This window comes from Mycolicibacterium aurum (assembly GCF_900637195.1).
Classification (GTDB): domain Bacteria; phylum Actinomycetota; class Actinomycetes; order Mycobacteriales; family Mycobacteriaceae; genus Mycobacterium; species Mycobacterium aurum.
In genome coordinates this window covers 555,014-572,704 of sequence record NZ_LR134356.1, presented here as the reverse complement: position 1 = coordinate 572,704, position 17,691 = coordinate 555,014, and the positions used below count along the sequence as shown (strand labels likewise).

Below are 17,691 nucleotides of genomic sequence, written 5' to 3'. Positions count from 1 at the left end.
CGACGTCGACACCGGCGAGATGGACAGGGTGGCCGATCCCGACGACGACCCGGGCACGCAGCCCGCGTCGCTGGACGATCTGGCGATGGACTCGATGGCCACGGTGCGGCCGATGGCCACCCAGGCGGTGTTCCGGCCCAACTTCGACGACGACGATGACAGTGACGCGCTGCTGCACACCGGCGACACCGAGCCGCAGGACCAGACGACGACGCTGACCCGGTACCTGTCGCCCACCCGCAGGCTCGGTGGCGGCCTCGTGGAGATCCCGCGGGTACCGGCACGGGATCCGCTGACCGCCTTGATGACCGACCCGGTGGTCGCCGAGTCGAAACGCTTCTGCTGGAACTGCGGCAGGCCGGTCGGCCGGTCGACCAATGACGGGAAGGCCCTCTCGGAGGGTTGGTGCCCGCACTGCGGCAGCGCGTACTCGTTCCTGCCGCAGCTCGGCGTCGGCGACATCGTCGCCGATCAATACGAGATCAAGGGCTGCATCGCGCACGGCGGGCTGGGCTGGGTGTACCTGGCCTTCGACAAGAACGTCAACGACCGGCCGGTGGTACTCAAGGGCCTGGTGCACTCCGGGGACGCCGAGGCGCAGGCGATCGCGATGGCGGAACGCCAATTCCTGGCCGAGGTCACCCATCCCGGAATCGTCAAGATCTACAACTTCGTCGAGCACGCCGACAAGCACGGCAACCCGGTCGGCTACATCGTGATGGAGTACGTCGGCGGCACCTCGCTCAAGCAGGCCACCCTGCTGCGCCACAGCGAGCGGATCCGGCTGCCCACGGCCGAGGCCATCGGCTTCATGCTGGAGATCCTGCCCGCTCTCGGCTATCTGCACGCCCAGGGGCTGGTCTACAACGACCTCAAGCCCGAGAACATCATGGTCACCGAGGACCAGCTGAAGCTGATCGACCTCGGCGCCGTGTCGCCCATCAACTCGTTCGGATACCTCTACGGCACACCGGGTTACCAGGCGCCGGAGATCGTCCGCACCGGACCCAATGTCGCGACGGACATCTACACCGTGGGCCGCACGCTGGCGGCGCTGACGATGCGCCTGCCCACCCGCGGGGGCCGTTACCTGGACGGGCTGCCCGACGACGATCCGGTGCTGGCCGAGTACGACTCGTTCGGCAGGTTGTTGCGCCGGGCGACCGACCCCGACCCGCGCCGGCGCTTCCAGACGGCCGAGGAGATGTCGAGCCAGCTGATGGGCGTCCTGCGCGAGGTGGTCGCCCGGGACACCGGCGTTCCGCGTCCCGGTCTGTCGACGATGTTCAGCCCGTCACGGTCGACGTTCGGCGTCGACCTGCTGGTGGCCCACACCGACGTATATCTCGACGGTCAGGTGCACTCGGAGAAGCTGACCGCGCAGGAGATCGTCAAGGCGCTCCAGGTGCCGCTGGTGGATCCCACCGATGTCGGCGCACCGGTGTTGTCGGCGACGGTGCTGAGTCAGCCTGTGCAGACGCTGGATTCGCTGCGCGCCGCGCGGCACGGGGCACTGGACTCCGAGGGCATCGACCTGAGCCAGTCGGTGGAGCTGCCCCTGATGGAGGTGCGCGCGCTGCTCGATCTCGGCGATGTCGCCAAGGCCACCCGCAAGCTCGACGAACTTTCCCGGCGGGCCGGCTGGCGGTGGCGGCTGGTCTGGTTCCGTGCCGTATCTGAACTCCTGACCGCCGACTATGACTCCGCGACAAAGCATTTCACCGAGGTACTGGACACTCTCCCCGGTGAGCTGGCGCCCAAGCTGGCACTCGCGGCCACCGCCGAGTTGGCCGGCACCGCCGACGAGCGCAAGTTCTATGACACGGTGTGGTCGACCGACCACGGCGTCATCTCGGCCGGTTTCGGCCTCGCCAGGGCCGAGTCCGCAGGCGGTGACCGCGACGCGGCCGTCCGGACACTCGACGAAGTACCGCCCACCTCACGGCATTTCACCACTGCGCGGTTGACCAGCGCCGTCACCCTGCTGTCGGGGCGCTCCAGCAGTGAGATCACCGAACAGCACATCCGTAACGCGGCCCGCCGGGTGGAGGCGCTGCCCGACACCGAACCCCGCGTGCTGCAGATCCGTGCGTTGGTGCTGGGCACGGCGATGGACTGGCTGGCCGACAACGAGGCCAGCACCAACCACATCCTGGGCTTCCCGTTCACCGAACACGGTCTGCAGCTCGGCGTCGAGGCGTCCCTGCGCAGCCTGGCCAGGGTGGCGCCCACGCAGGCGCACCGCTATGCGCTGATCGATCTGGCCAACAGCGTGCGCCCGATGTCTACGTTTTAGCCGCGATGTAAGTACCGACGAGGTCGATCAGGGTCTGCACGTCCCGTGTGCTGTCCACCGGTTCGGGCCACGTCATCTGCGCAGCGATGATGCCGCGCAGCGTGTTCCAGATCAGCGTGCCGACGCGCTCGGCCTGCGGCGCCGACAGCCCCTCGCCGAGCCGGCGGCCGAGGTCGCCCAGCTTCGTCATCACCTCGGCCAGCTGGGCGTTGACGGCGTCCGCCCGCGCGCCGCGGGTGGAGATCAGGATCTCCAGCGCGGCGCGTGAGGTGGGGCTCGAGAACGCCTGCCACACAGTCTCGACCACGTAGGCGACGCGCTCCTGCACATCGAGCGCCGACGCCTTCGGTGCGAGCTCTTCCAGCGTCGCCGACAACTCACCGAACCCTCGATCGACCACCGCCATGAGCACACCGTCGAGGTCGCCGAAGTGGTACTGCACCACGCCCCAGGTCACGCCGGCCCGGTCGGTGATGTGCCGAACGCTGGGCGGGGCGAACCCCTCCTCCAGGATGGCGCGGACCGTCTCGTCGATCACCGCGTTGCGGGTGCGCTCGGCCCGCGCCTGGCCGCCGGTCGGCGGGCGGCGCGGTGCGGTCATGCCTGCTCGTCTACCACATCACGCCCCGCACGTGAGCCGACCCGCGGAGGTCACGCGCGGCGAGGATTCCGGTGGGCGCCAGGCACACGGCCTCGATGACGTTGACCGCACGGGCGGCGGTCGCGATCACGCCTCCCTGGTTGTGGTCGATTCCGGATGTGCCGACGTGGGCGTTGATCTCGATACCGGGGCTGCCGTCGACGATCACCCGGTGCACGCCGGGGTGGCCGTCGGGCGGGTAGGCCCAGTCGGGGGCGGCCGCCTCGGTCAGCCTGTTGACGTGCTCCATCGTGATGACCGTCCGGCCGCCGGACACACCGTCGACGCCGAACTTGACCGCGGCGACGCGGCCGGGTTCGACACGCATCATCGTGCAGTCGATCGGCTCGGGCGTCACCCACGTCTCGTGCCGCTCCAGGACGTCGTCGAGCGTGATGCCCAGTTCGACAGCCAGGCTGCGCACCTGGGCGCCCCACATCGACGCCAGCACGCCCGGGCTGAACAGGATGGGTGTGTGGTCCGGCGGGGCACCGAACCCGAAACTGACACCGGTGAACTCGGCGTCGTCGTAGGTGCCGTAGTCGAAGATCTCCTGCACCGTCACCGACGTGGCCCGCGCGGTCAGACTCAACGCGGAGTAGACCATGGTGTCGCCGGAGAAACCCGGGTCGATGCCGTTGACATACAGCGTCGAATTCCCCTGTGCACACGCCGCTTCCAGCGGCCCACGCAGCCAGTCGTCGGCCTGGTCGGGGGCCACCAGCCACACGAACGAGGTACCGACCACGTTGGTGCCTGCGCGCAGGAAACGGCTGATCTCGTCGATGGCCTCCATCGGCCGGGTCTCGGCCTGCGACGTGTAGACCACGCAGTCGGCCGCCAGGTCCACGAGAGCGTCGATGTCGTCGGTCGCGGTGACGCCGGAGTGGCCGGGCAGTCCGCAGAGCTCGGCGGCGTCGCGCCCGATCTTGTCCGGGCTGTTGGCGTGCACGCCGACCAGCTCGAGGTCAGGGCGCTCGAGAATGCTGCGCAACGCGTGTACTCCGACGTTGCCGGTGGAGAATTGGATGATCCGCCGCATCAGTGCGCGCTCCTCACAGCAGGTCCGTGATGGTCTTCAGGCCTGCCTCGTACAGCACCCCCGGCAGCATCCCGCCGTCGATCTCGATCGTCGTGCCGTTGATGAAATCCGCGGCGCCGGAGGCGAGGAACACGCACGTCCGGCCCACTTCGGCTGGCTCGCCCCCGCGTTTGAGCGGTATCGCCTCGAAGTAGGTGGCGCCGGTGGGGTCGTCGTCGGGCAGCACGAAGGAGCGGAAGTTCTCGGTGATGGTGGGGCCGAGTGCCACGCAGTTGACCCGCGCGTGCGGACCCCATTCCTCGGCCAGCGACCGGGTGAGGTGGTTCAGCCCGGATTTGGCTGCACCGTAGGACACCAGCGTCGGCGACCCCGCGGGATGCCCTGCGCCGCTGGAGACATTGATGATGCAGCCGGTGCCGTCCTGGTCGCGCATCTGCCGGTAGACGCGGATGGCGAACCAGAGCGGGCTGATCAGGTTCATCTGGATCGCGAACGCGTGGAACAGCATCGTCCGTTCCAGGTCATCGTCGGATGACGGTGCACCCTGGATGCGGGAGACGAGCGCAGGGACGTCCTCGACGTGCGGCGTCGGTACTGTGCCGCCGGCATTGTTGACCAGAATGTCCACTTGCCCATAGGTTTTCACCACCTCGGCCACCATGGCGTCGATCGCCCGGTAGTCGCCCTGGTCGCACACCAGCTGCGCGGAACGCTGCGCCCAGCCGGGGTGGTCGCCCACGCCGGGGATCTCGGCCAGCTTCGAGCGTGAACACCCGATCACGGTGGCGCCCGCCCGCAGTAACTCGTGCGCGATGCCGACGCCCACTCCCCTGCTGGTGCCGGTGACGATGGCGATCTTCCCGTCGAGCATCGCCAAATAATTACACGCATAATAATTTTTGCCAATGCCCGCAGCAACGACGAATTCCGTTGCTGACGGTTGCGGAATCGACCCTGCCGTCCGGCAAACGGCCCGGCCCTCACCGCACAGGGCACCGAAACTCCAGGTGAAAGTGCATCGATGGGATTCTGATCTGCTTATGGTCAACCCACGGATTCCGTAGTATCGTGACTCCACCACCAGGTGACGTCATCGGCGCAGCTTTGAGACTCTAGGGCCCGATCCCCTGACCTCACCCGCAGTACGAATCAATGACGCCGAGCGCTCTGCGCTCATTTCGTACCAGGGGAGTTCATATGTCCACGTACGACCCGATATCAGAACCACTGTCACCCGTATCCAGCACCCAGCGGGTGTTCCGGCCGGATCCCACATCGTTCGAACTGCGCGAAGAGCACCACCGCGCCACGTTCTCCGCGTGCGAGCTGCCGCCGTCCACCGTGCTGGTGACCATCCACGGCGAGATCGATGCCACCAACAGCATGGCCCTGGCCCGCTACATCGAGAAGCGCCTCGGCGGGTCCCGCAAGCTCATCGTGGACCTGCAGACCGTCGAGTTCTTCGCGGCGTCGGGATTTGCCGCACTGTCCAACATCAACGTGGTCTGTGCGCGCACCGGCGTGCGCTGGCAACTGCTGCCGGGTAACCACGTCCGGCGGTTGCTGAAGGTCTGCGACCCGAATCGCGAGCTACCCGTCGCCGAGCCTGCCGCCAAGTACACCCGCACACGCCCGGGCGATCGCAAGCTCCTCGTCGGTCGGAATAACTAGCACCGTCGTCGGTGCGCCGTCGGGCGAGATCCGCCGGGCACCGCGGGCGGGGCTGTCGTTGAGGTGCTCGTCGAGCTCGATCCCGAACGCGGTGAGGCCCGAGAGTGCGTCCCGCCGGACCGCCGCGTCGTTCTCGCCCACCCCGGCCGTGAACGTGAGCACGTCCGCCGAGCCGAGGACCGCCAGGTAGGCGCCGATATACTTGCGCAGGCGGTGGATGTAGACGTCGTAGGCCAATTGCGCTGCGGCCCGCTCCTTTTCGGATTCGGAACCCATCAGCTGGTGCAACACCCGGAAGTCGACCTCGCCACCGAGGCCGCGTACGCCCGACCGCCGATTGAGCATCGACTCGATGTCCTCGACGCTCATGCCCGCCTCGCGCCACAGATAGAAGATCAGGCCGGGATCGACGTCGCCGGAACGGGTTCCCATCACCAGACCCTCCATCGGGGTCAGTCCCATGGAGGTCTCCACCGGCCGGCCGCCGACGATGGCCGACGCCGAGGCGCCGTTGCCCAGATGTAGGACGATCTGACTGAGCGACTCCAGCGGTGCGTCGAGGAAGACAGCAGCCTGCTCGCTCACGTACTGGTGCGACGTGCCGTGGAAACCGTATCGCCTGATGTGCCGGCTCTGGGCCACCTCGGCGTCGATCGCGTAGGTGGCCGCGGCAGGGGGCAGGTCGTGGAAGAAGGCGGTGTCGAACACCGCGATGTGCGGCAGATCGGGAAGCGCCGCACGAGCCACCTCGATGCCCTGGATCGCCGGCGGATTGTGCAGGGGCGCAAGGGGCGATAGCTCCTTCAAGCGCGCGATCGCGGCGTCGTCGATGACCGTCGGCCGATACAGATCGGGCCCGCCGTGCACCACTCGGTGGCCCACCGCCACCAGGTCGAGATCGTCCAGGCCGTGCCCGTCGGCGGCCAGCGAGTCGAACACCACCTGCATGGCCTCGGCGTGATCGGCGACCCCTGCAGAACCCGAGCCGCCCCCGCCGGACTCGCCGATGCGTTCGACGATCCCGTCGGCAACCAGGACACCCGAATCCGGGTTCACCACAGCATATTTCACCGACGACGAACCGGAGTTGAGCACCAGCACCGAGCGCGTCATCGCGAGGTCCCCTGCGCCTGGATCGCGGTGATGGCCACGGTGTTGACGATGTCCTCCACCAGCGCGCCGCGCGACAGGTCGTTGACCGGCTTGTTCAGCCCCTGCAGGACGGGGCCGATGGCGATGGCCCCCGCGCTGCGCTGCACGGCCTTGTAGGTGTTGTTGCCGGTATTGAGGTCGGGGAAGATCAGCACCGTCGCGCGCCCGGCCACCTCGGAGTCGGGCATCTTGGTCTCGGCGACGGACGGTTCCACCGCGGCGTCGTACTGGATCGGCCCCTCCACCAGCAGGTCGGGTTCGCGGGACCGCACCAATTCGGTTGCCTTCCTGACCTTGTCGACGTCGGCACCCGTTCCGGAGGTGCCGGTGGAATACGACAGCATCGCGATTCTGGGCGCGATGCCGAACTGCGCCGCGGTGCGTGCCGAGGAGATAGCGATGTCGGCCAGTTGCTCGGCCGTCGGGTCGGGCACGATCGCGCAGTCACCGTAGGCCAGCACCTCGTCCGCCAGACACATCAGGAAGATGCTCGAGACGGTGGACACGTCGGGCAGCGTCTTGATGATCTCGAACGCGGGCCGCACCGTGTGCGCGGTGGTGTGCCGCGCGCCCGACACCATGCCGTCGACCATGCCGTTGTGCACCAGCATGGTGCCGAAATACGAGACGTCGTGGATGATCTCGCGGGCCTGCTCGACGCTGACCCCCTTGTGCGCCCTCAGCTTCGCGTACTGCTCGGCGAACTGGTCGCACAGCTCGCTGGTCTGCGGGTCGAGCACCACGGCGCTGGACAGGTCGACGCCGAGCTCGGCCGCCCGCGCGCGCACCTGGGTTTCGTCGCCGAGGATCGTCAGCTCGGCCACGCCGCGCTTTAGCAGCCGGCCGGCGGCCTTGAGGATGCGATCGTCGTTGCCCTCGGGGAGCACGATGCGCTTCGGGTTCGAGCGGGCCCGGTCGAGCAGCTGGTAGGTGAACATCTGCGGGGTGACCACGGTGGGCATCTCGATGGCCAGGTGCACAAGCAGATCCGCGGTATCGACGTGGGTTTCCATCAGCGTCAGCGCGGTGTCGATCTTGCGGTGCGACTTTGAGGTCACCCGCCCGCGGGTGGCCGCCACCCTGCTCGCCGTCTCGAAGGTCCCGAACCGGGTCTCGACGATCGGCAGGCGCTGGCCCAGGCCCGACACCAGCGATTCGATGGCGGGATGCAGGGTGAGCCCGCCGTTGAGTATCACCCCGGACAGCGACGGAAAGCCTTCGGCGGCATGGGCACTGAGCACCGCGAGGACGACGTCGGAGCGGTCACCGGGGGTGACGACGGCGACGCCCTCGGTCAGCCGTTCCAGCACGTGCTCGGCGGTCATGCCGGCGACGAGCACGTCGAGGACCTCGCGGTCGAGCAGGGCGGGATCGCCCTGCACCATCGTGCCCTCCACCGCGGCCTGGAGTTCCGCGACCGACGGCGCCACCAGCAGCGGTTCCTCGGGCAGCACATAGCTGTGCGGTTCGACCGCCTTCAGCGCCTCACGCACCTCGCCGAGTTGCGCCGGATCGCACCGGTTGGCCACCACCGCAGCGGTGAACGCGTGCTGCGCGGCGATCTCGCCTACGCAGACCTCGACCACCTGGGCGACCTGGTCGGGGGTGCGGCCCTTGGCGTTGACGGCCAGCACCACCGGTGCGCCGAGGTTGGCTGCGATGCGCGCGTTGACCGACAACTCGCTGGGGGCAGCGACGTCGGTGTAGTCGCTGCCGACGACAAGTACCGCATCGCAGCGGTCGGCGACGCGGTGGAAGCGATCGACGATCTCGCCCAGCGCGGCGTCGGGATCGTCGTGCAGCTGCTGGTAGGTGACGCCCACACACTCGTCGTAGGGCAGGTCCGCGGTGGTGTGGTCCAGGAGCAGCTCCAGGATGTAGTCCCGCTGCTCGCCGCCGCCGCGGGTGATGGGCCGGAAGACGCCCACCTTGGCGACGGTGGCGGCCAGCCGGTGCAGGATGCCCAGCGCGATCGTCGACTTGCCGGTGTCCCCCTCGGGTGACGCGACATAGATGGCGGAGATGGTCGATGAGTTGCTGGCGTCGCGCACACACCCAGCTTTCCGCAGATCCCCCGCGGCAGCCACACCCACCCGGCGCCGACTATTGACGTGAAGGGCTAACTATTTGCCACAGCTATGTTCATCGGCATTACCTACTGGTGACAAGCTTGGTTCGCGTCGCTGTCTACATTGCCAAGTTTGAATATTGACGCTAATCTCAGTTCTCGGGTTCACCCAGCCGCCAAGTTCATTCGCTCGCAAGAGCCGTTCCCAGCCCTCGGGGGTGCCATGGTCGTCGTGCCCTTGTCCGACAGCAGCGCGTCCGTGCGGGACGGGGCGAGCGCTCCCCCGCGCGCCCTACCGCTCGAGGGCAAGACCACCCGTGCGCCGGCCACCGCGTATGCGGTCCGGATGGTCGCGGCGGCCGTTCTGACAGCTGTCGCGTTCGCGACGATGTACTCCGAACTGCTCACCGATGCGCTGAGCGGATCCCGGGCCGCCTATGTCGTCGCCCTCCCGGTACTGCTGGCGGTGGGCGCCGTCGGCTATCGATCTACTCCGCGCGGCGTCGACGACGTCGAATCCGACTGGATCGTGACGGCGCTGATCGGGATCAGCGGCTTCGTCGCCATCTACCTGGTGAACAACCGGATGCCCACCCTGGCCGGGTTCTGGGGAGTGCCGCTGCTCGGTCTGCCGCTGTGGCTGGCCTGTCTCGCGGCGGTGCTGTTCGGCCTCCGCCATGCCGTGCACATGTGGCCGCTGTGGGTGTTCGCGATCTGCTGTGCCACGCCGCTGCCGTACCTGCTGGCCGTCGCGATGTTCGGCGGCTCCGACACGGCAGCGGCCCTCGTGGTGGTGGTCCTCGGCGCCGTCGCCGTCTACCTCGGTGGTCGCCTGGCACCGACGCGCCGACGGCTCGGCGTGACGCTGGGATACGTCCTGGCGTCGACGGCCTTCGTCGTCTCCGGGGTCCCGGTCAGCCCGGAGGTCACCATCGTCATCGTCGGTGCGGCCGCGCCCGTCGGGGCGTGCCTGGCGCTGCATGTCCGTTCCCGCACCGCCGTAGCGCACCCCCGGCCCGGCGATCATCGACACTCGCCGGTGTCGTTGGTGGCCTTCGCGGTGCTGTCCGCCGCGCTGTTCGCACTGCATCCCACGACACCGCGAGATGCGGCCGTGACCGCAGCACAGCCGGACTGGACGCAGCGCGCCCAGCTCGGCGAACCGCAGAGCTTCGACTTCATCACCCGCTTCCTGGGTTCCGGCGCCACACTGACCCGCGATCCGGTGGCCCCGGCAGCAGGCCTGCCCGCGGCCGCTGTGGACGTGATGAGTGCACCCACCGAAGCGGCGCTGGCCGACTATTCGGATGCGGTGTGGTACCCGAGCAGCCGCCCCCTGGACTATCGCCCGGCTGATCTGAGCGGGCTGACGTTCCGGCCTGACGGCGCCGAGGTGATTCACACCGACATCGCCACGGCCACCGACGGCGCGAGCCAGAACTGGTACGCGGTGACGTGGGCGTGGCGCGCCGACGACACCTACCAGCGCGTGACCGTGCTGGTCAACCAGGATCTCCACTCGGACCATCAGCCTCCACCGCCCGCTCCGCTCACGGTGATGAATTCCGTTGTGGAACCGGCACTGTGGATCGCTCGCCAGAAGGCGACCACCGAGCATCCGGTCGACCCGCAGGTGATCCTGCGGGCCGCCGACGTGGCGAACCGGGTACTGGCCGCGGCCGGCCTGGACAGCGACGACGCCGGGGCGTCGACGAGTGCCTGACACGGCACCCACGGCCGTGCTGCCGGTCCACATGTCGGCGCGAAAGCAGGCGCGCCGCAGATCCGTGTTCGTCGTCGCTGCGGGCGTGGCGCTGCTGGCCGCTGCGACGTTCGCGATGCCTACCGTGATTCCACCTGCGCTGACCTGCATCGTGGCCGTGCTGTACCTCGCGTCGACGATCGACCGCAACTATCTGCTCATCAAGGGGATCAGTTCGTCGGCCCTGATCCATGTCAGCGCCGACGAAGCCCTGGCCCTGCCCGACGCCGAGTTGCCGGTCTACACCGTGTTGCTGCCGGTGTACGACGAACCGTCGATCGTGTCCAACCTCATCACCGGTGTCCTCAACATCGACTATCCGAGAGACAAACTCGAAATCCTGTTGCTGGTCGAGGAAGACGACATCGCCACCCAGACAGCGCTTCTGGAGTCCGACCTGCAGGACATCCGGGTGGTGATCGTCCCGGACAGCCTCCCGCGGACCAAACCCAAGGCGTGCAATTACGGCATGTCACTGCCCGATCTGCGCGGTGAGATGGTGACCATCTACGACGCCGAGGACATCCCCGATCCGTTGCAGCTTCGCCGAGCAGTCGCCGCATTCCGCCGGATGCCCGACGACGTCGGTTGTCTGCAGGCACGCCTCGGCTACTTCAACGAACGCCAGAACCTGTTGACGCGATGGTTCTCGATCGAGTACGACCAGTGGTTCGGGTTGATCCTGCCGGCGGTCGAAGAACTGAAGTGCGTTGTGCCACTGGGTGGGACGTCCAATCACATGCGAACCAGCACCTGGCGGGAGATCGGCGGCTGGGACGAATTCAACGTCACCGAGGACGCCGACTTAGGCGTCCGCCTCGCTCGCTACGGCTACCGCACGCTGATCCTGGACTCGATCACGCTGGAAGAGGCCAACTCCGACGTCATCAACTGGATTCGCCAGCGGTCACGCTGGTACAAGGGCTATCTGCAGACCATGCTGGTGCACCTGCGCGATCCCGCGGCGCTGCGCCGTGAGATCGGCACGGTCGCGATACTCCGGTTGATCAACATGACCGGCGGGGTGCCGATCACCAGCGTCCTGAACATCGTCTTCTGGTTCACCATGGTGCAGTGGATAATCGGCCGTCCGGCCCTCATCGAATGGTTGTTTCCACCGTTGGCGTACTACCTTTGCCTCGCGCTGTTCATCATCGGGACGCCGATCTCCATCTTCATGGGACTCGTCGTGACGAAGACGTTGAACAAGCCCTACATGTGGTGGGCCGCCCTGCTGATGCCGCCGTACTGGGTACTGCAGTCGGTGGCCGCGCTCAAAGCCGCCCTTCAGTTGGTGGTCCGACCGTCCTACTGGGAGAAGACAGTTCACGGCCTCGGCCAGCCGCTCGACGCGCCCGTGTCCGCGGAGTCGCAACGATGACGGCGCGACGGGGTGTGTCGTTGTTCGCGGTGATCGGGCTCGTGGTCACGTTGCTGGCGGTCCCGCCCATGGCGTGGGGTGGGCCGAACAACGCGAGTGTGCCCAACACCGACGGCGTGGTCCTGACCTCGGAAGCGCTGGGCATGAGCCCCACCATCGGGTTCAACTCGGCCAACTCCGCTCAGACGGTGTCGATCCCGGCAGCCGACGGCGCCCGTCCCGGGGCGCTCATCGGCCAGATTCAGTCCGTCAGCAACATCACCGCCGGATACCTCGAATTCACCAGGCAGGACGGCAGTCTCATCACCTCCGTGCGCCTGCCCGACGTCAGCAGTGGTCAGGTGACGGTTCCGGTCAGCGTCGACCTGTCCACCGTCGAGGTCCGTGACCATTTCGCGCGGGTCGTCGTCGTTCTCCGGCAGACGGACGGCGACTCGATCTGCGGCACTCCGCCCAACGTCACGCTGAGCCGACTGGCCGTGCGATTCGACACACAGCCTGGGCGGCCACGCACCCTGGCGCAGTTCTTCCCCTCTGTGCTGTCCGAGGTGGACATCTTCGTCGATCCGTCGCCGTACCCGTCCGAGGCGCAAGCCGTCCTCAGCCTGGTGTCCATGCTGAGCGTGCACTATCGGGCGCTGCCCATCCGCTTCACCGTCAAGCCGCTGCCTCGGCGCCAGGAGCCGACGCCGGCCCGATGGGACCCCATGCGGCGCGACATCGTGGTCCGCGGCGGGGGCGAGCCGCGTGTGGATCTGATGAACACTCCCGGGTCGCCCTATCTGGTGATCAGCGGTGAGGGCAATCGGCTCGTGGAGCAGACGGCACTGTTCCGCACCGAATTGCTGGCCCTGTCCCAGATTTCGACCACCGCCGTCGACTCCGTCGAGCAGTACGACGTCCGCGGCGGAGGCACCGCGACGTTCGCGCAGCTCGGCGTCACCGGCCGCCTCTCCGTCCTCGGCCAGGCCTCGATATACGTGACACCCGATACCTCGATGTTCGGCCTTGCGAACCCGGGTGCGATCGAAACCCACCTGATCGCCCATCACACCCCGGTCAAGCAGGACGAGAAGGCCACGCTCACCATCCAGTCGACCGGGCGGGTGGTCTATTCCGCAGAGTTGGGCCCGGCCGGGGTGGTCGACGCGAGGTTCACGATTCCCGGAGACCTGGGCGGCAGCATGGCCGCGTGGGAGTTCCTCGTGTCCTACGAGCCCGCTCCCGGCGCCTGCAATCCGCGCACCGTGCCGCTGACCTTCGATCTGGACGAGACGTCGACCATATCGGTGGTCGGGGGAAGCGTCTCGATGGGTGGGTTCGGCGCGTTGCCTGTCGGATTCGCGCCGACTTTTCAGGTCGCCCTTGGTGAATCGACGCCGGCGTTCCTGTCCCGGGCCTCGACGGTGATCGCAGGCATCCAGCGACTGACGGCACGACAGTTGCGACCGGAGCTGGTCGACCTGCCGGAAGCGGTGACCAGCGGCTCCGGTGCACTGATCGTGGCCCATTCGGGTCAGCTCGTCGACAACGACCTCGATTCACCGATCACCGCGGGCGAAGAAGCTGAGGTCTCAGCCTCGTTCGCCCCGAGAAATGCAGTGGGCCTGAATCTTCCGCAGGGTCTGGGCAGCATGCAGGCATTCGCCGACCGCGGCCGCACCGTCGTACTGGTGACCACCACCGGTGACTGGCAGCTGGTGGATGAGATCCTGGGCCACGTCGCCGACCTGCCCCGCGGCTGGCGGGATCTGACCGGCGATGTGGTGGTGAAGGGCCCCGACGGCGAACCCGAGAACCTCACCATCCGATCGCAGGGTCCCGCGCTGCTGATCGCCGATGCGGGGACCCAGTGGCTCCCGTGGGCCCTGATCGGCTGCGCGGCCGTCGTGATCGCCGCCCTCGCCATGGCGGCCAGCGGAATTCGCCGGAGGCGGCGCGCGCATCAGGTGCCCCCGTCTGCCCCGCCGCAACCCTGACCATCGATGTCGCTGACCGCAGAGCACACACCGGCTGAACCCGAGACGACCACCGGTGTTCCGGCCGCCGGTGGCGATCGCCGACCGGTGGTTGCCCTGTTCGTCGTCTGCATGGCCCTCTACGCCGCCCTGGGCTATTTCCTGTTCCGGGTCGGCTACATCAACCCCGACGCCACCAGCCGCACCGGCAATGCCGGCTATGTGGTGATGAGCAGGTTCCCACATCTGGGCGCGGTCGGGTTCGTCTGGAACCCGTTGCCGAGTTTCGCGCAGGTTCCGCTGCTGCCGCTGAGCCGTTGGTGGCCCGAGCTGAAGACGATCGGGCTGAGCGGCGTGATCCAGAGCGCCGCGTTCATGGCCGCAGCGGTCGTCGTACTGCGGCGCATCGCCGTCGACGCAGGTGTTTCCAGGCCCGTGCGCATCATGGCCGTCGCCGCGTTCGCGCTCAACCCGATGATCGTGCTCTACGGCGCCAACGGGATGAGCGAGGCGGCGTTCTGCTTCGTGCTGCTATGGGCGTGCCGCAGGCTCATCCGCTGGATCCGGGTCGAGTCGACGGTCGATCTGTGCCTGGCCAGTATCGCGTTCGGCGTCGCGTACCTGGTGCGCTACGAGGCGCTGATCGCCGCCGCTGCCGCCACGGCAATGGTCATCACCACGTCGCTGATCCGGCATCGCACCCCGCCACAGTGGAAGCCCGCGTTGCGCCTGGCCCTCCACGACGGCGTCATCATGGGTTTCCCCATCGTCTGCGTATTCGTGGTGTGGGCGCTGTCCGGGTGGCTCCTCGATGCCAGCCTGCTCGCCCAGTTCACCTCGCAGTACGGCAACAGTGCGCAGGTGGCGGCCGCGGGGATCGTAAACGCCGGCGAGGTGGGCTTCGGCCCGCTCCTGAAGGTGATCGCCGCCAACATCTTCGGCATCGAACCGCTGGCGCTGGTCGTCGTTGCCACGGTCGGCGCCACCGTGATCTGCCGGCGGCGATACGAACCGCTCGCGCCGCTCGTGGTGTTCGGTTCGGTGCTGCTGTTCCAATCCGTGGCGATTCTGCTCGGCTCGACCTTCGGGTGGTTCCGCTTCTTCATCGTCCTGGTGCCCTTGGTCATCGTGGGGTTGCTGACGTGCTGGCCCACCGGATCCGGGCCCGACCGTGCGCTGAACCTGTGGCGCGCAGCGATTTCGGTGGTCATGGCGGCCAGTCTGTTCTCGTCGATCCCGGTGACCTGGCAGTCGATGATGGATCCCGACATCGGAAAAGAAGAGTTCGGATTACGGTCTGCGCTGTGGCCCGACGAATATCCGCCGAGCGGCTTCTGGTTCTACTGGTCCGGCGAGATCGCCGAGAACACCGTCAGATGGTTCGACGAACAGGAGCTGCCCGAAGGGTCGGTGCTGATGGATACCTTCGGCCTGGCACGGATGTGGTTGGCTTCCGAACGTCCGGACCAGTTCGTGGTCCGCAGCGACTACGACTTCTTCGAGAAGCTGAACAACCCCACCGAGAGCGGTCTGCGCTACATCTTGGTGCCACGGCCGTCCGGGCTGGGCGAACTCGACGCGGTCAACATCCGGTACCCGACCATGTGGGATGACGGCGCCGGGATCGGCACGCTCGCCATGACCGTCACCGGACCCAACGGGGGCGCGCAGTTCCGGATCTTCCGTGTCCACCCACCCGCCTGACGTCGCGTGTCAGCTGGCCGTCATGTCCGCCGGCACCCGAAGCGTCGCGAGCAACCCGCGGTGGTCGGCGCCCGGGACCACCACGGTTCTCGCGGAGGCAGCCGCGGAGTTCTTCGTCAGGATGTGGTCGATACCCAGTACCGCCGGCCAGCTTCCGCCGCCTGGATACGTGCGGGCCAGGCCGGCTCCGGCATCCATGCCGGCGTCACCGTAACCCTGCTCCAGCAGCCGCCGGAAGGGTGCCATGTCGGCGGTGGCGTTGAAGTCGCCGGCCACGATCACCGCGCCTGCGCCCGCGGTACGGCCCACCTCGGCCAGCGTCTCGGGGAACCGCCCGATGTCGGCGGCCCAGGCGCCGATCGGCATCGGCCACGGTGCGGCCAGGTGCACCGACAGCACGGTGGCGTCCACCACGACGCCAGGGATGCGGATCCGCGACCCCACCATCGGCAGCGCATAGCCGTCGATGCGCCCCGAGTGCACGATCGGATGTCTGCTCCAGATCCCGATGCCCGACGCCATCGGCGCGGGCGCGATGACCCGGTACGGGAACCGGGTGTCCATACCGGCCGCCGACAGCCCGTCAGCCGCCTCCTGCGTCATCTCCTGTACCGCCACCACATCGGCAGTCTGATCGGCAAGTGCGACGAAGGCCGGCGGATCCGCTTGTCCCATACCGAGATTCGCGGTGAGCACCCGCACCTCGACGGCGGTCGTTTCCGAGGCTGCCGGCACCTGGTAGCGGGGCAGGTACACCCAGACCACGGCGACCGTCACCGCGAACGCGACCAGCGTGAGCACGTACCGCCTGCCGAACCCCAGCAGCAGCACGGCCGCCGGGGCGGCCACCGCCAGGTAGGGCGCCGCGGCGGCCAGGATGAGCGTCGGATGTCCGCTCAGAGGTAGGTGGCGGGCACCCAGTCCCACCACCGCGACGGCAAGGGCGGCCAGGCCCATCAGCGTCGCGAGAATCCGGATCATCTGCCCGGGTCTCCGGCGCGTCAGCCGAGCTTGCGCAGCCTCGGCTCCAGGTCGCGCTGGAACAGCTCCAGGAAACGCCGCTGGTCGTGGCCGGGGGCGTGGAACACCAGATGGTTGAGGCCCCAGCCGACATAGTCCTTGACCTTGTCGACGGCCTCGTCGGGATCAGACGCGACGATCCAGCGCTTGGCCACCTGCTCGATCGGCAGTTCGTCGGCGGCCTTCTCCATCTCCAGCGGGTCGTCGATGGAATGCTTCTGCTCGGCCGTCAGGGACAGCGGGGCCCAGAACCGGGTGTTCTCGAGTGCCGCCTCGGGGTCGGTGTCGTAGGAGATCTTGATCTCGATCATCCGGTCGATGTCGTCGGGGTTCTTGTCGGCGGCTTCCGCCCCTTCCCGCATCGCCGGGATGAGCTTGTCCTTGTACAGCTCCTCGCCCTTGCCGGAGGTGCAGATGAAGCCGTCGCCGGCACGGCCGGCGTACTTGGCGACCTGCGGCCCGCCCGCGGCGATGTAGATGGGGATGCCGCCCTCGGGCACGTCGTAGATCGAGGCGCCCTTGGTCTTGTAGTACTCGCCCTGGAAATCCACCCGGTCGCCCAGCCAGAGCTCGCGCATCAGACGAACCGCTTCCCGCAGCCGCGCGTAGCGCTCCTTGAACTCCGGCCACTCGCCCTCGTAGCCGGTGGCGATCTCGTTGAGGGCCTCGCCCGTCCCGACGCCCAGGAAGATGCGGCCGGGGTACAGGCACCCCATCGTCGCGAAGGCCTGCGCGATGACGGCCGGGTTGTACCGGAACGTCGGCGTCAGCACCGACGTGCCCAGCTGCAGCCTCTTCGTCCGCTCACCGACCGCGGTCATCCAGGCCAGCGAGAACGGCGCGTGGCCGCCCTCGTGCCGCCACGGCTGGAAGTGATCGCTGACGGTCGCGCTGTCCATGCCGTGTTCTTCGGCGGCCACCGCGAGTTCGACGAGTTCCCGCGGTGCGAACTGCTCCGCCGACGCCTTGTAGCCCAGTTTCAGTTCAGCCATGCCTA

13 protein-coding genes are annotated in these 17,691 nt (G+C 67.8%); 6 read left to right on the top strand and 7 right to left on the bottom strand.

Going from position 1 to position 17,691, the window contains the following annotated elements:
• Positions 1-19: 19 nt before the first annotated feature.
• A complete protein-coding gene (locus EL337_RS02685) occupies positions 20-2,296 on the top strand; it encodes a serine/threonine-protein kinase PknG (RefSeq protein WP_109860148.1) in 2,277 nt (758 codons plus the stop codon).
• On the opposite strand, the gene EL337_RS02680 is transcribed toward EL337_RS02685, so the two are convergent.
• From EL337_RS02680 to EL337_RS02670, 3 genes are read right to left on the bottom strand one after another with little or no spacing between them, the layout of a single operon-like run.
• Positions 2,286-2,897, bottom strand: coding sequence for a TetR/AcrR family transcriptional regulator (locus EL337_RS02680; protein WP_048633248.1), 612 nt, complete (start codon positions 2,895-2,897; stop codon positions 2,286-2,288). The two genes, EL337_RS02685 and EL337_RS02680, sit on opposite strands and share 11 nt — an antisense overlap.
• 10 nt (positions 2,898-2,907) lie before the next feature.
• The gene (locus EL337_RS02675; protein ID WP_048633249.1) at positions 2,908-3,978 is read right to left on the bottom strand and encodes an NAD(P)H-dependent amine dehydrogenase family protein; all 1,071 of its coding nucleotides are present in this window, start codon (positions 3,976-3,978) and stop codon (positions 2,908-2,910) included.
• A gap of 13 nt (positions 3,979-3,991) precedes the next feature.
• Positions 3,992-4,855 (bottom strand): SDR family NAD(P)-dependent oxidoreductase, encoded by an 864-nt coding sequence (locus EL337_RS02670; protein WP_048633250.1) that lies wholly within the window; start codon positions 4,853-4,855, stop codon positions 3,992-3,994.
• 320 nt (positions 4,856-5,175) lie between these two features.
• On the opposite strand from EL337_RS02670, the gene EL337_RS02665 reads away from it, so the two are divergent.
• Positions 5,176-5,649, top strand: coding sequence for an STAS domain-containing protein (locus tag EL337_RS02665; protein WP_048633251.1), 474 nt, complete (start codon positions 5,176-5,178; stop codon positions 5,647-5,649).
• Here EL337_RS02665 and EL337_RS02660 read toward each other — a convergent pair.
• The gene (locus EL337_RS02660) at positions 5,569-6,762 is read right to left on the bottom strand and encodes an acetate kinase (protein ID WP_048633252.1); all 1,194 of its coding nucleotides are present in this window, start codon (positions 6,760-6,762) and stop codon (positions 5,569-5,571) included. The two genes, EL337_RS02665 and EL337_RS02660, sit on opposite strands and share 81 nt — an antisense overlap.
• Positions 6,759-8,852, bottom strand: a complete 2,094-nt coding sequence (gene pta, locus EL337_RS02655) for a phosphate acetyltransferase (RefSeq protein WP_109860144.1) — start codon at positions 8,850-8,852, stop codon at positions 6,759-6,761. The genes EL337_RS02660 and pta overlap by 4 nt, the downstream gene beginning before the upstream one ends.
• A gap of 249 nt (positions 8,853-9,101) precedes the next feature.
• Between pta and EL337_RS02650 the strand changes: the two genes are divergently transcribed.
• The 4 genes from EL337_RS02650 to EL337_RS02635 are packed head-to-tail and all read left to right on the top strand — an operon-like array spanning position 9,102 to position 15,674.
• Entirely contained in the window at positions 9,102-10,592 is a 1,491-nt protein-coding gene (locus EL337_RS02650; RefSeq protein ID WP_126316486.1) for a hypothetical protein, read from the top strand.
• Positions 10,585-12,012 carry a glycosyltransferase family 2 protein gene (locus EL337_RS02645; RefSeq protein ID WP_083443126.1) on the top strand — a complete coding sequence of 476 codons (1,428 nt, stop codon included), beginning with the start codon at positions 10,585-10,587 and terminating at the stop codon, positions 12,010-12,012. The genes EL337_RS02650 and EL337_RS02645 overlap by 8 nt, the downstream gene beginning before the upstream one ends.
• On the top strand, positions 12,009-13,991 hold the full coding sequence (locus tag EL337_RS02640) for a hypothetical protein (protein ID WP_126316484.1): 1,983 nt from the start codon (positions 12,009-12,011) through the stop codon (positions 13,989-13,991). The genes EL337_RS02645 and EL337_RS02640 overlap by 4 nt, the downstream gene beginning before the upstream one ends.
• Before the next feature lie 6 nt (positions 13,992-13,997).
• A complete protein-coding gene (locus EL337_RS02635) occupies positions 13,998-15,674 on the top strand; it encodes a hypothetical protein (protein ID WP_048633255.1) in 1,677 nt (558 codons plus the stop codon).
• Between the two features lie 9 nt (positions 15,675-15,683).
• On the opposite strand, the gene EL337_RS02630 is transcribed toward EL337_RS02635, so the two are convergent.
• Both EL337_RS02630 and fgd read right to left on the bottom strand, forming a co-directional pair.
• A complete protein-coding gene (locus EL337_RS02630; protein WP_048633256.1) occupies positions 15,684-16,655 on the bottom strand; it encodes an endonuclease/exonuclease/phosphatase family protein in 972 nt (323 codons plus the stop codon).
• Between the two features lie 20 nt (positions 16,656-16,675).
• A complete protein-coding gene (fgd, locus tag EL337_RS02625) occupies positions 16,676-17,686 on the bottom strand; it encodes a glucose-6-phosphate dehydrogenase (coenzyme-F420) (protein WP_048633257.1) in 1,011 nt (336 codons plus the stop codon).
• Positions 17,687-17,691: the final 5 nt, after the last annotated feature.